The 15,256-nt window shown below is 40.0% G+C and carries 8 protein-coding genes; all 8 read right to left on the reverse strand.

Features of this window, described 5'->3' with window-relative positions:
* Window positions 1-120: 120 nt before the first annotated feature.
* The 8 genes from AAOP42_RS14280 to AAOP42_RS14315 all read right to left on the reverse strand — a co-directional run bounded on the left by AAOP42_RS14280 (window position 121) and on the right by AAOP42_RS14315 (window position 15,143).
* Window positions 121-2,424, reverse strand: a complete 2,304-nt coding sequence (locus AAOP42_RS14280; protein ID WP_349529213.1) for a glycoside hydrolase family 95 protein — start codon at window positions 2,422-2,424, stop codon at window positions 121-123.
* A gap of 30 nt (window positions 2,425-2,454) precedes the next feature.
* Window positions 2,455-4,803 (reverse strand): glycoside hydrolase family 95 protein, encoded by a 2,349-nt coding sequence (locus AAOP42_RS14285; RefSeq protein WP_349529214.1) that lies wholly within the window; start codon window positions 4,801-4,803, stop codon window positions 2,455-2,457.
* A 118-nt stretch (window positions 4,804-4,921) separates the two neighbouring features.
* On the reverse strand, window positions 4,922-5,833 hold the full coding sequence (locus AAOP42_RS14290) for a ThuA domain-containing protein (protein ID WP_349529215.1): 912 nt from the start codon (window positions 5,831-5,833) through the stop codon (window positions 4,922-4,924).
* Window positions 5,834-5,861: 28 nt separating this feature from the next.
* On the reverse strand, window positions 5,862-7,415 hold the full coding sequence (locus tag AAOP42_RS14295; protein WP_349529216.1) for a sialate O-acetylesterase: 1,554 nt from the start codon (window positions 7,413-7,415) through the stop codon (window positions 5,862-5,864).
* A gap of 23 nt (window positions 7,416-7,438) precedes the next feature.
* Window positions 7,439-9,412, reverse strand: a complete 1,974-nt coding sequence (locus AAOP42_RS14300; RefSeq protein WP_349529217.1) for a sulfocyanin-like copper-binding protein — start codon at window positions 9,410-9,412, stop codon at window positions 7,439-7,441.
* Window positions 9,413-9,426: 14 nt separating this feature from the next.
* On the reverse strand, window positions 9,427-11,319 hold the full coding sequence (locus tag AAOP42_RS14305) for a 3-keto-disaccharide hydrolase (protein WP_349529218.1): 1,893 nt from the start codon (window positions 11,317-11,319) through the stop codon (window positions 9,427-9,429).
* On the reverse strand, window positions 11,320-12,885 hold the full coding sequence (locus tag AAOP42_RS14310; RefSeq protein ID WP_349529219.1) for a sulfatase: 1,566 nt from the start codon (window positions 12,883-12,885) through the stop codon (window positions 11,320-11,322).
* Between the two features lie 29 nt (window positions 12,886-12,914).
* The gene (locus AAOP42_RS14315; RefSeq protein WP_349529220.1) at window positions 12,915-15,143 is read right to left on the reverse strand and encodes a DUF7133 domain-containing protein; all 2,229 of its coding nucleotides are present in this window, start codon (window positions 15,141-15,143) and stop codon (window positions 12,915-12,917) included.
* Window positions 15,144-15,256 lie beyond the last annotated feature (113 nt).

A 15,256-nucleotide genomic window follows, 5' to 3' on the forward strand; every position in this document is an offset into this window, starting at 1 on the left:
CGACGAAGGAGAAATCTTACTTTGAAATCTATGCAAATAATTAACAAGATTCCTCCTTCGTCGGAATGACAGAATATTGACTGCTTAGCATTAGCCACACATTTTATTTCCCAACTGCTATTAACCAATTTTCTTAAGCTTTCCATTGAATTTATAGGTTTTACCTTTTTCAGTTTTTATATCTATGCTCCTGTTTTTGTACCTCAATTTGCATACCTTACCTGCTTTGGACAACACTTCTATGTTCTGAAGTTCACCATCTTTCCAGGAGAAAGCAAGCTCAAATCCTCCACGTGCACACACACCTGAAATATTGCCTTCAGGCAGTGCATCCGGCAATGCAGGAAGAAGGTCTATTGTTTCCAAATGGCTTTGCACCAACATCTCAATAATACCAGCTGCACCTCCAAAATTGCCGTCAATCTGAAATGGTGGATGTGCATCAAAAAGGTTCGGGTATGATCCCCCACTCAATTCACGAAGTGGTTCTTCAGCCGGGCTCAGCAACATGTGAATCAACTTATATGTACGATTGCCATCAAGAAACCGAGCCCAGAAGTTTATCTTCCATCCAAGGCTCCATCCTGTTCCGGCATCACCTCTAAATATTAGCGATTGTCTTGCGGCTTTCATCAAATCAGGTGTTTCTACCCAGTTGATTTCATTGCCAGGATGCATCCCCCATAAGTGTGACACATGACGGTGTTTCACCTCCGGATCGTCAACGTCTTCCATCCATTCCTGTAGCTGACCCAACCTACCAATTTGGTTTGGGGCAATTTGCGAAATCATGGCCTTTAATTTGGAAGCAAATTCTTGATCTTTATCAAGAATTTCCGATGCTTCAATACAGATCCTGAAAAGGTTTCGAATGATCTGGTGATCCATAGTGGGCCCGGCCACTAACCCACCTATTTCCGGAGAATTAGATGGGGTACTAATCAGGTAACCTGTTTTAGGGTCTTTTACTAAAAATTGTGTAAAAAACAGTGCGGCTCCTTTGATTACATCATATTTTTCAGCCAGAAAATCTTTATCCTGAGTAAACAAATAATGCTCCCAAAGGTGTGAACAAAGCCATGCTCCCCCGGAGACCCATATTCCGTGATTAGAGGCATTGATTGGTGCCGCACCCCTCCAGATATCAGTATTGTGGTGCAATACCCAACCATCGGCATTGTAGTGCTCTTTCGCAACAATTGCCCCGGTTTGTGAACATTCATCAATCATATTGAAGAGTGGTTCATGGCACTCTGAAAGGTTGGCTACTTCAACTGGCCAATAGTTCATTTCTGCATTGATATTTACTGTCCATTTGCTCTGCCATGGCGGATCCAAACGGTCATTCCAAATGCCTTGCAGATTGGCTGGCTGTCCTCCTTTTCTACTTGAGGAAATCATCAAATACCTGGCATACTGTACATATTGAGAAATGAACTGCGGGTCGTTTGGATCTTTCCAAAACTCGTAGATTCTTTCATTAGTAGGAACAGATTCCCTGCTCTTTCCTGCGAAATTAATATTGAACCTGTTATAAAGTGCCTGATAATCTTTAGTGTGCTTTGCCTTCACTTCATCATAGTCCAACGATGCGAAGGTTTTGAAGGTACTGTTCACATACCGCTGGGGAATACCACTTATATCCTGAAAATTAATAAAATTGGTATAAGCAGTCAGGTATATAGTGGCAGAAGTGGCATCTGAAACAGCAATATTCTTATACCGGGGATTCACTGTTCCATCAGTAATAACTTTTAGCATTGCTTTGCCATACATCTCACCATCTGCAACTCTGACATCCAATACTTGTTTATCTTCATTGGTGTCAACTGATTTTTGAAAATGGTGGGAATCCAACCCCAAATCAAAGTTCAACGCTCCCGGTTTATCTGACATTATTTTGATTGCAATCACCTGATCAGGAAAACTTACAAACACTTCACGTGTGTATGTAACACCATTAACCTGATAGGACATTTTATTGATAGCATTTTCTAAATCAAGTTCCCTTTGATAATTTGAAAATTCTTTATGATCCGGAAAATTCATAATCAAATCCCCAAAAGGTTGATAGGCCATTTGTCCCAAAGGCTGGCTCATAAATACCTCACTTGCCAAATCCTGAGCTTCTACCTGCTTCCCTTCAAAGAGCAATTGCCTGATTTTGTCCAGATGTTTTGATGCATCTTTATGTGAATAATCATGAGGTTTACCTGTCCACAACGTTTCTTCGTTGAATTGAATCTGTTCCTGAATTACACCCCCATAAACCATAGCACCTAAGCGTCCATTACCAACAGGAAGGGCTTCCAACCAATTTCTGGCTGGTTCCTTATAAAACAATCTGTTTTTTGACTGTGCATAAATTTCGTCTTCAGGTGTGAAGAACAAAAGACCAAGTACAATGAGTAATATTTTTTTCATAGGTTAAATATTCTTTTTCGGTTTAATCAATTACTTGTATGTATTTTTCAATTCTTTGTTGAAAGTATAAACTTTACCTTTTTTCGTTTCGAATTTCACTTTTTTGTCCCTGTACCTCAAAGTACATTCCTTGCCTGCTTTGGACAAAACAGATACTTCTTCTAATTCACTGCCCTTCCAATCAAATGACAATTCAAACCCACCTCTGGCACAAACCCCGGACACCTTGCCTTCAGAAAGGGCGTCTGGGAGTGCAGGCAGTAGATCAATACTATTCAAATGACTTTGAACAAGCAATTCTACAATACCAGCCCCACCACCAAAATTTCCATCAATCTGAAAAGGAGGATGTGCATCAAATAAATTAGGATATGATCCTCCCCCGGTTTTCTTTTCCGGTTCTTCAGCAGGACTCAACAGGTTATGTATCAATTTATATGCACGATTGCCATCCCTAAACCTTGCCCAAAAATTGATCTTCCATGCCAGGCTCCATCCCGTACCATTATCTCCACGATAGATCAGCGATTGCTTTGCAGCTTCCATTAGCTCCGGGGTATCTTCCCAATTTATGTCTTTGCCGGGATGCACTGCCCACAAATGAGAGACGTGCCTGTGATGTTCATTAGGGTCATCTTTGTCTTCCATCCATTCCTGCAACTGCCCATATTGCCCAATTTGATTTGGAGCAATCTTGGGAAGCATCATTTCTAACGAATCTGCAAACGCCTTATCCGCACCTAAAATCCCTGAAGCCTCAATACAAACCTTAAAGAGGGAACGAATGATTTGATGGTCCATAGTAGGCCCTGCAACCAATCCTCCAATTTCGGGCGAGTTGGAAGGGGTACTAATAAGCCAACCTGTTTTAGGGTCTTCAATTAAAAACTCACTATAAAACTGTGCGGCTTTCTTTATTACCTGATACTCTTTCCTCAAAAAATCTTCATCCTGTGTGAATAAATATTTCTCCCAAATATGATGACTTACCCAACCTGATCCTGATGGCCATGGGCCAATAAAAGGCAGGTTGATTGGGGCAGTTCCACGCCATATATCGGTATTGTGGTGCAGTACCCATCCATTGCAACCATAGTGTTCCCTTGCTGTCAGTTCTCCGGTAATGGCACATTCATTGACAAGTTCGATAAAGGGTTCATGGCATTCTGAAAGGTTGGTAACTTCCGCAGGCCAGTAGTTCATTTCAGCATTGATGTTGGTTGTGTATTTACTTTTCCATGGAGGGTTTATTTGATTGTTCCATATACCCTGTAAATTAGACGGCTGTCCTCCAGGACGACTAGCTGAAATCATCAAATAACGACCATACTTAACATACAGAGACAACAACGCCGGATCATTTGGATCTTTCCAAAACTCATATATTCGTTTATCCGTTGGTATATTTTCCCTGTTTTCCCCTGAAAACTCTAGCTCAAACCTACTGTACAAGGCTTGGTAATCTTCAATATGTTTCTTCTTTATGCTCTCGTAATCAAGAGTCTCAAACTTTTTCAGAGCCTGATTTACTTTTGCTTTTGGGTTACCTGTCACATCTTGAAAATTGATAAAATTGGTATAAGCAGTCAGGTATATGGTAGCCGATGAGGCTCCTGACACCAAAATCTCTTTGTATTTTGGTGTAACCTTACCATCCGTAATTATTTTTACACCTGCTTGCCCAGTCAAGACACTCTCTTCAGAAATTCCTGTAAACCTTTGAGGCTCATCACCAGGCCTTACTTCCAATAATTGTTCGTCGTAGTTGGTGAAAACAGACTTCTTAAAGTGAACTGACTCCAGATGAAAATCAAAATCAAGCTTACCCTTTTGACTTGATGTGAGACGAACAGCCATCAGCTGGTCAGGATAGCTAATAAACATTTCACGCTCATATTTCACCCCATCTACAAAATAAGATACCTTACTTATCGCATTTTCCAGGTCTAACTCCCTTTGATAATCAGAATAATCCGTATGTGTTGGAAAATTAATAATCAGATCACCAAAAGGCTGATAGGACATCAAAGAACGGGGCTCACTCATAAATTCATCAGCCATTAAATCCTGTGCTTCCTGTTGCTTTCCATTAAACAACAATTGTCTTATTTCCTTAAGATACTTACTTGCCCCTTGATGGGCATAAAACCTCGGCTTCCCTGTCCAAAGGGTTTCCTCATTGAATTGGATGTGTTCTTGTGACACTCCTCCATGTACCATTGCACCCAACCTTCCATTTCCCATTGGGAGTGCCTCCAACCAATTTGATGCAGCCTGATTATACCAGAGTTTATTTTGTCCAAGAGCAAAACCATCACTAACATCCATGGCAATGATCCCAATGAACACAATAAATATTTTTCTAAATTGGACAACCACAATATTAACTTGTTACTATCTATATGTATTTTTTTACAAAAAAAACCGGAAGGATTGATCGCCTAAATCCTGACAGGAAATTGTCTCCAATATTTCCCTCTATACTTTTTTTATATAATTACTCAGGTACTTTCATATCTTCCCAGATCACAACATTCTCAGCATCAGGAAATTGGCTGCTAACTTTTTGGGTTACATTACCTGTCACCACCCATTCTGCTCCACGCAGGTAAGTTGTCATAAACCCGGCATCTAATGTGGTATTGTTATGATTTTTTCCTGTATGCCCCATTACAGAATGAAAGACTCTTCCTTTACCGTATTTAACAGTCATCAAAACGGGTTCCTGACGACCAGAACCACCACGGTCTTTGGGTTGAGATGATGTTGCCAATACCTGCATGTTTTTAGCAGGTCCTCGCAGACTATGGTAAAGCTCATCCGGAGTATGCAACCAACTCTCAGGCAGTCCTTTCATTATCGGGTGATCCGGCATTCTGGTATGCACCACATATTGATCCTGCTGACCATGAGACCCACCCCTTCCTTCCGAAGTGTCCTTTTTGATTTTGCCGTCTTCCCAATATAAAATCGGTCCATCCTTTTCCGTTCTTCCACCCCAGCCACCAACACCAATCATTTGGTTGTATTCTTCCCAGTCAGAAAAGGAATTGTCAGAAGCATGGAAAACCACCAATCCTCCTCCTTTTTTTACAAAGTCAACAAAATTTAATTTCGTTTCCTCAGGCCAGGAATCTCCATTGTAGTCCAAGCAAATTAAATCGTATTTACTAAAATCAGGTCTGAACCCTGACATGTCTTCTCCCTTAGCAGGAGTGGTCACAGTGGTGGCATTAAACATACCACTATTGTTCAAAATACCTTCAATCACCACCGAGCTTCCCTGCCAATAATGATTGTTCTGTCCTGTAATGATTAGTGCTTCATACTTTTGAGCTATGACAGTATTGCCGGACATCATCAATACCAGCATGCATATTGTAAACAACGGTTGAAATAATTTTCTCATGAGTGTTTTTCGTGTTAGTAATTTAGAATTAAGGAAAACTCAAATGGATTTCTCCTTCTGTAGTGTCTTTCCAATTGTCAGTTTTAAAAGGTGATACTGGCAAATTGATTTCGTTGAATAAGTTAGTAATCAATGCATTTGACCAGCCAAACCTTACGGCCACTGGTTTTTTGATATTCTCAGACCAAACTTTCACCTGATTGCCATTGACTATTTCGGCTTTCGCCTTGACGAACTTTTGATCCTTTCCGGCTATGGTGAAACCTACTATTTCCTCTCCCCTAACTTTCAGTTCAGTTGCATGCTCAAAACTAACTATGACTTTATTGCTTTCAATTTTCTGAGATTTATACAAAGGGCTGGTATATTCTCCGTCTAACTCTCCATAGTCATTGTGCAAAGCCATCTTAGCAAACCTTGCTCCCACTTCTTGCTTTTTTCTTGGGTGAATGTCATTGATATTGGCAATATCTGTCACTACCACCATTCCCGTATTTTTCACAATATCCAAAGTTTTGGTTTGGGCATCTCTCAACTCTGCAGACTTCACCCCATCAAAATCATTGTAATGGTAAGGAGCGATTTGGACATAATAAAAAGGGAAATCCCCCTGCTGCCAGACATTCCTCCAACTTTTGATCATTGCAGGAAATAACGTTCTATACTGATTGGCTCTGGATACATTCGACTCACCCTGATACCACAAAGCTCCTTTGATCGAATATCCTTTGATCGGATGAATCATACCATTGTATAGTGCAAAAGGAATGTGCTGATCTCCGGGAAGCTTTCTTGCTGGCCGTGATGACCAATCAAATGCGCCTTCTTCTTGTTTCGCACGCCATTCCGCAGTAGCCTTTATCCATTCGAAGCGAAGGTCTTTCATCTTTTGCTCGTGCTCGTTGTACCAATCTACAATTGCCTGATGGCCTTCTTTTCCAGCGGTTTCCTTATCAATCCAAGCCTGTACTCCAGAGCCGCCCCACGCTGACACAATTAGCCCGACAGGTACATCCAATTTGTTTTGAAGCTCTCTGCCAAAGAAATATGCAATGGCACTTTTGTTTACAACGCTCTCAGGAGTGCAAACCTCCCATCGTGCTTCCACATCGTCTTGAGGTTCCCAAGCCAGGGTATTAGGAACATGCAAAAAACGTATCGATGGATAATCAGCATTTTTGATTTCGTCATATGCATTGTTAGAATTTTTAACCGACCATGCCATGTTGGATTGCCCTGAACAAAGCCAGACCTCACCGATCAATACGTTCTTCAAATAGACCACATTGTTACCCTTTAGAATAATTTGTTGCGGCGTATGACTGCCTTCTGGCGTAGCAATTTCTGTTTCCCATTTACCTTTAGCATCAGCTTTTACTGTCATTTCTATTCCCCAGCTTGCCATTACCTTTATTTCTTCACCCGCATCAGCACTTCCCCAAAGCCTGGCATTCGTTCTTTGTTGTAGCACCATATTGTCTCCAAATGCCGACGGTAACTCTACGTCTGCTCTGGAAATAAATGGTGCTAGCACCAAGACGACCAGCATCATTTTAATAAAGTGATTCGATTTTTGTTTCATAACAGAAAGTTTTTCGGCGAATATTATTTGACTATTAATTTAGCTCTCATTGTTTTAGAATGTCCCGGAAATGTACACACTATCCAGTATTCTCCTCTTCTTTTAGGTACCTGAAAATAAATACTTTCTGAACTTTCCGGCTGCAAAATCCCTGTGTGAAACAATACCAAATCCGAATCAGGAACATAGTTCTGGTCAGGACCATCTAATCCAAGCTCCAATGCCAAAGCCCCCACCTGATCAGGACCATCAGGTACAGGCTGCACCACCACCAGGTTATGCAGCATATCATCATTATTGTTGAAAGTAATTTGTACACGGCTATTCCTTTCTACTTCAATCTCAGTCACATCGAATTTCATCCCGGGCAAAGTACCTACCAGTATTTTCTTATCAGGTCCATCCATCCAGGTCACTGGCATTTTGTTAGTTCTTTTCGGCTGATCTACAGCCTTACCTGATTTTGACATTCCCGGCATAGGTGGTGATTTAAGCTCACCTCCAGGCACTTCATTGAGTGTATAAAATCCCGTGTCATGCAACAGAGGTTCTCCGGAAGGAGTCTTAACTCCAGAGCAGTTTAATTGATGGATGAAACCTAATCTCATACCATGAATGGTTAGTTTCACCGTTTTACCATCTTCAGATAGTTTTGCGGCATGTATCATCGCAGCTTGTTGATCTACAATCGGACTGCCATAAGTATTGTGATAATGGTAAGTAAATGTTGCCAGTTTGTAGGATGAAGTCTGCTCAGCCAATTGCTTCGAAACAGGTTTGGTAAATTCCACTTCAAAACCATCAGCCTGAGCTTTTATCGTTTTGATTTCAAAAGGTGTCTTTCCTGTCCAGACCAATCTTTGAAGACCATATTCTTCCTTACCTGTCGAAGACCAACCCCGACTGGTCATTCCCACAAACATACTGGCATCACTGCCCCATATCATCCTGAGAATACCGGAAGAAAAACCCTCTCTAAATGCAAAAGCAGCTCCCTGATACACTCCATTTACCTTTTCTATGGCTACACGCATGATTTTACTATGTCCCTGATCCCCTACGAACATCTGACCATCAAAAGGGCCAAACTTATCTGCATTATGATCTATTAAAATATCTGAAGTAGAAATACCCAAAATGGTGTGAGGAAACCAAACAGCAGGTGCTTTCATTTCCGGAACAATTTTAGCATATTCATACAGGCTCATTCCAGATTGTTTCTCAATGTCATCCGGCTTTAATTTCAATGGAGATTGAGGATCATCAGTCCACCTCAGACCTGCCGGATTTCCGGCAAAATCTCCAACATTCAGATGAGTCATTCTACCGGATCCAACCCAGTCTCCCTGATTCTCAGTATAAAAAATATCACCTGCATCATTGACCCCAAATCCTGCCGGAGACCTTAACCCGGTAGCTATTGGAGTCATTTCTCCTTCAGGTGTGATTTTTAATAACCATCCACGCCACTTAACCAAACTCACTCCACGGCCTTCCCATCCCAGATTAAGGGTTACCAACATGTCACCATTTGCTGTAAACTTTGGCCCGTAAGAATAATCGTGATAGTTTCCTGACAAAGGCCATGAATAAATTGTTTTGTACAAATCGGCTTTCCCATCTCCATTTTTGTCCTCCAAACGTGTAAGCTCTCCTCTCTGTGATAAATAAAATCCATTGTCACGAAATGCCAAACCTAAAGCTTCATGCAAACCATGAGCATACCTGCTATACTTTGGGTTTGAGCCATAAGGTTTGTCTATCACCCATACTTCTCCTCTTCTGGTTGATACCCCCAATTGGTCTTTATCGGTCAATGCCAATCCTCCCACTTCCAATATAATGTCTTTCGGAATCGGAACATCTACGATCTTATAATATTTCGATTCCTTAGCTATTATATCAGCATTGGACTGAGCTAACATTGTAAAACCACCCACCATCAATAGTAACAATGCTAAAAAGTATTTTGCGATATTTTTATCTATATAGTTCATATTTCAATTCTTTATTACCAGATGATTTTATAAGAGAGTTCTTTTTTTCCTTCTGATATATTTACCAAAAGCTCTTGCTTTCCTGCTGCCTTTCCCTTGCGGATCACTGGCTCTACACCTTCACTTTCCGAAAAATCAACAAAATAATTTTTATCATCTATAGCATAAGTATTGTCCGGTAGTGCTTCAATTATACTTCCCTCAGCGATTTTATGCCATATGTTCTTGTTTAAATCAGTTTTAATAATTCTAGTGAGCTTTCTCAAGGTATCTGAAGGTATAAACTCATTTTTAATTAAACCACCATCTACTTCCATCAAAAAAACAGGTGTCCCATCTTGGCTTAATTCATAACCCAATTGATGATAGGAAGTGGAAATACTGTCTGGCCAGTTAGACTTTTCATTCTCTAAATAAGCAAAATCAGGATTGCCATGAATCGAAACAGGCAAGCCGATTGGTTCAGCCAGTTGCTGACCACCCCGGGAATGCCACATTTTAGCAACATTCAAAAAACCTCCACTCCATGCCTGCAACAACGAACCAAAAGACACATCATAAGAATAGTTTATACCTTGTGGAGTAGCAACTGAAATACAATGTGTACGCTTGGTATCTCCGTGCATGAGAAAACTACGCTGCATCACTGCTTCATCAGATGCTGATACAATCATCTCAGGTAAGCTTCCTTGATTTATAGTAATTGAACCTTTGGCATGAATGGCATATTTGGCTATTTCCGGGCCTTCAACAAACAAAGCCAACCCTCTTTGATAGGGACGATGTTTGTTGTAGATTAAAGTAAATGGTACATCTCCTTTTTGTAAAGAAGCCAAACCAAACCCGGGAGCATTAACCTCAAAATCTCCATTTAAATTAACAATAGTATCACTGTCAATAATTAATACTCCACCACCTCTGTGGACTTTCATATCAAAAATATAATCACCTGAATTGGGGATATTCATCTTACCATTGTAAACCAACAACTTTTGTGGGTTTTCACCAGTCGCCATTGTGGATGAAATAGAATCAGTCTTTATTTCCCGAACCACCACCAGAGTATCCAGGTCAGGAATTAACTGACTTTTGTTTTCATACTCTTTCATGGTTAGATTCTTAAAAGCTATTTTTTTATCTTCATACAATTTGTACTTAATATTTCTAATAGCAACAGCTGCATGGTCTCCCTGAATCATTAATGGCCCCATTGGTTTTTCATCCTGAAAGGCACTGGCACGGGTAGGCCCGGACACTTCCTGATTTTGATGTAAAAGTGCCCCATTCAACCATACCTCTTCAAACCATGCATTTTTTATTTTTTTACCGGAAGAATCAAATTTTGGTGCATGAAATATGATTTTAAAATGCTGCCATAGTCCGGGAGCTTTTGCTGCATTCATACTTGGTGCGTAACCTTCAAAACGTTCATTTCCCTTGCCTCTGGATTCGTCCCATCGTTGATATATTCCACCAATATCTGAAGACTTGGCTTCTGCTACCCCCCAGCTATCCAAAAGCTGAATCTCATAGCGTCCCTGAAAATACAGTCCCGAATTAGAGTGTACCGGCATCATCACATCAAGTTCCAACTCTATATCACCATGCTCGAAAGCCGTAAACAAGTTTTCTTTCATTCCTTGTTCAGGTTCATTCAACAAAATGCCTGTTCCCGGTGATGAAACAAAAACTCTTTTTTGTTTCTGATCTACATAAGTATCACCAACGATTTTCCAGTTTTTAGCTACAGGCTTAAAACCGGATAAATCATCCAAACTGAGTATTTTGAAAGGTAAAACCTTAATCGGATCCGTTTTTTGTGTATCCACTATTTCACTAACTCTTTCAGAGCAGGACAACAATCCACATAAAACAAGTGTGAATATCGTTTTGATTAATTTGTTCATTTATATAGTTTGCTTAGGTTGTGTTCTGTTTGAATTTTCTAAAAGTTTCTTTTTTTCCATTCTTTGACGATTGGCAAATTCATAATAATAATCCTTACCCAATTCACCTGGTTTTGAAGAGTCAAAATCCGGATTGACAACAGGCATTTCTGCATTTATATCAGCCAAATACTGCTCCATCAATTGAACCATTTTTTCCATTTTACCAGTTTCTATTTCTGATAAATCGTTTTGTTCATAAGGATCTTCTTTCAAATTAAAAAGTAAATACTGATCGTCAACATCATTGTAAAAACGAATTAACTTCCAATCATTATCAATCAAAGCTGTAGCCGGACTAGTGGCGTGAGTGTAATGCGGAAAATGAAAAAATATTGGTTGCTGATTCCAAGCACCATCTTTGGTCAAAAGAGGATAAAAGCTGTTTCCATCCTTGTGCAAATCCGGTTTCTTTGAAATACCTGTAATATCAAGGATGGTAGGAAATAGATCAGTTTGAATGATCCTGTGTTCCTGATTCACTCCCGGTGCAATCTTTCCTTTCCATCTCACCAAAAAAGGTATTCGCATGCCTGCTTCAAATATGAAACTTTTTCCTCCAAGAAGTGGATAATTAGAAGTAGTAGGAACAGGCCCGCCATTATCCGAAGTGAAAATAACAACTGTATTTTCATCAATTCCTACCTTTTCAATAGCCTGTAGCACTCTACCCACACTTTCATCAACACTTTGCATCATGGCTGCATAGACTGGTTTGTCCTGATCTGTGGTAGGTTTAATGCTAAATCTCTTCACATAATCATCTTTTCCTTCCAATGGGCCGTGAACCAGAAAATGACTCAACACCAGCATAAAGGGCTTCTCTGTATTGGCATTTTCATTAATATAATTAACCGCTTTATCGGTTAGCTTATCACCAACGTAATCATTGGGTTTTAAATCTTCCATTCCATACATATTACCTATCACAGATTTGCCAAAGTGGGAGGATGGGGAAGGTATGATTCTAAAGCCTTCTGCATATTCAAACCCACGTTTATTTGGCCAAAATTCTGGATCCCAACCACAATGCCACTTACCCAAGAATCCGGTTTTGTATCCATTCTGGCTTAACACATCGGCAAATGTGGTTTCTGTCAAAGGCAAAGTATGGTAGTGTAATGCATCTTCTGTTCTGTTGTTGAACTTCTTTCTTCCATTTCGTTCTCCTTCTTTTGCAACCGTTCGTAGTTCAGCTACAGAATCTACATGATGGCCAAAGACTGTTGAGAATTTTGTCCTACCTGAGTATCTGCCCGTATATATAGCACCTCTGGACGGACTGCATACAGGAGCAGATGAATAACCTTTTGTAAAGCGTATTCCTTCACGAGACATCCTGTCAATATTAGGCGTTTCATAATAAGTACTTCCCGCCTCACCAAAGTCCTTCCATCCCATATCATCAATCAGAATAATTATAATATTAGGACGTGTAACATTACGCTCTTGAGTACAACTCAATTGTATGACTGCCAATAGCACAATCAACAATAAAGAAGTTCTAAAGTAATCTGATTTATACATCCTATGTCGTCTAAATTAAATTTAACAAATTATTGAGCCAGTTCCTTCATAGTCCAATAGGAATCTCTATCTGCATACTTTTCCCGGACATCCCGAACATCCCTTGGGCTCACTAACGTGGTGTCATTCATTGAACGGATATAACTGGTTACATTGGCAATCCAATTGTTGTCATTGTCTTTCATCGCCATCATTATACCGTATTCCTTCCCATCTACAGGCCCAATCAGACCATTGAGAAGTATCCTGATCAAAACATCCTTATCTCCCATAACTCTTGAAGAACCAATCAATGGAGGAGCTATAAGCGAATTCTCTGTTGGAACGCCCTTTAAATCAGCCCCATGACATGTTATACACAACTGTTTGTAAATATCATATCCATTCAATATTCTGTTTTTATCACCATTACTTCTGTCTGAAATTCTTTTTTTAAGCATCTGAAGTTCTGAATCATCTTTTTTCAAACTTTCTTCAACAGAAATAGATACAACTTCATGATCTTTGAATTTCTCCTGTATCTTATTCAATAATTCCGTAGATTTTTTACTCGGGCTATATCTTAAACTCAATGCCAATTGATTTACTATATTGATGTCCTGATCGGATACAAATTGCTCCAAATGAGGCAATATATCTTCGTCACCATTTTTTAAAAATGCCTCACTCAACCTTATGGCCGTCATTTTCACTCTGGCATCCTGATCTTTGAACTTTTCTATAATCAGGTTTTTATCGACAATACCCAGTCCTTCCAAAGTCCAAAGAGCATGAATTCTACCCAAAGCATAATCATCATTTCCAATAAATTCAGCCCAAAATGGTTCATTATCTAAAGCCATCTCTTTCAGTTTTGGAACTACGGATTTGTCTCCTTTCAGAATAATTAACTTTTGTGCAGTATTTCTGTACCATCCATTTGGGTGTCCTAAATAGTCTAACAATTCGTCTGCTGTTTTATCAAGCAAGTCGGGTTTTCCTCCTGGTTTGATCTGTTCATGAACAATACGGTAAATTCTGCCTTTTCCGATGTTTTTATCCAATCCCTTTCGTACAATTACAGGTCGAATCTTACTTCCCTCTCTTGTCCAGTTACTTTCCTGAATGATCCCTCTGTACATATCTACAATGTAAAGGCATCCGTCAGGTCCTGTTTGTGCCTGTACTGGTCTGAAGTTTAGGTCAGTAGATGCCATAAACTCCTTTTGATCGTAGGCATTATACAGTACCTTCTTTCCATTTTCGTTTTTCACCTTCGCTCTTCGAATCAACCGCCCCACCGGTTCAGGAATGAATAAGTCGCCGTAAGCTGATGGTGGTAATTTGTCTCCTCTGAAAATTTCCTGACCAGCCACTCCTGTAAAATGATTAAGGGTACCATCTTCACGTGTTCTATGCTCGATACCACCTTGCACATCCAGCGTGCCTACTACCGGCCATGGTTCTATAAACCCTTCAGACAAACGACCTTCAAGATTAACATGTCCATATACAGCTGGTTGTTGAAACCCGTAAGCCGGATTTTCTCCTCCTGCCGAGCCATAATACATCGTACCCATATCATCCTGAGTCAAGCCCCATTGTCCTCCAGGATAATTATCCAATGTATCTATTTCCACCTCTCCCTTGGTAAAACGAAACCGGTATGGAATTGTGGTCATGTATATCCAATTGTCCAGATTCCATATCAAACCACTTTGCTGATGTTCCAGATTGCCACCACGACGGTTAGGATTCGTGTAAATTGCGGTTTTTTCATCAGCCACACCATCGCCATCTGTATCTCTGTAGCTCCACAGGTTATAAGTGTAGGTTTCATTAACAATTAAGCGATCGTCAAGTGGCAAAATCATTCTGGGTAATACCAGATTGTCTATGAAGATGGTCCTTTTGTCCATTTTGCCATCACCGTCCAAATCTTCTAATAGCTTCACTTTGCTGATGGGTTCATCCGTGCCTGTACCATCAACATCTTGCATGTAAGTATCCATTTCTGCCACATACATTTTACCATCTCCATCCCAAGCTATCGCAACTGGTTCATAAATCATAGGTTCGCTTGCAACCAGTTCCACCTTATACCCTTCTGGCAAGTAGAACGTTTTCATGCTCTCTTCCGGAGAAAGAAAATCCACAGGTGCATCATATACAATCTCCGGTTTTTCATATATTTTATCCTTGTATTCTACCTCACCACACCCAATAGCCAAAACGGTAAAAAGTAATATCAATGAAGCCCCTCGGTTGTTTTTTAACATGCTATTCATTTTATTTTTTTCAATATCTAAGTTTAGAAAATCAGTGTCAATTGTTAGAAATTTGAGTTTAATTCTACGCAAATCAACCCATGCAAGCTAAGCTGATATTGTGC

It is taken from the genome of Reichenbachiella sp. MALMAid0571 (assembly GCF_040151475.1).
In the GTDB taxonomy this organism is placed as follows: domain Bacteria; phylum Bacteroidota; class Bacteroidia; order Cytophagales; family Cyclobacteriaceae; genus CAXBNB01.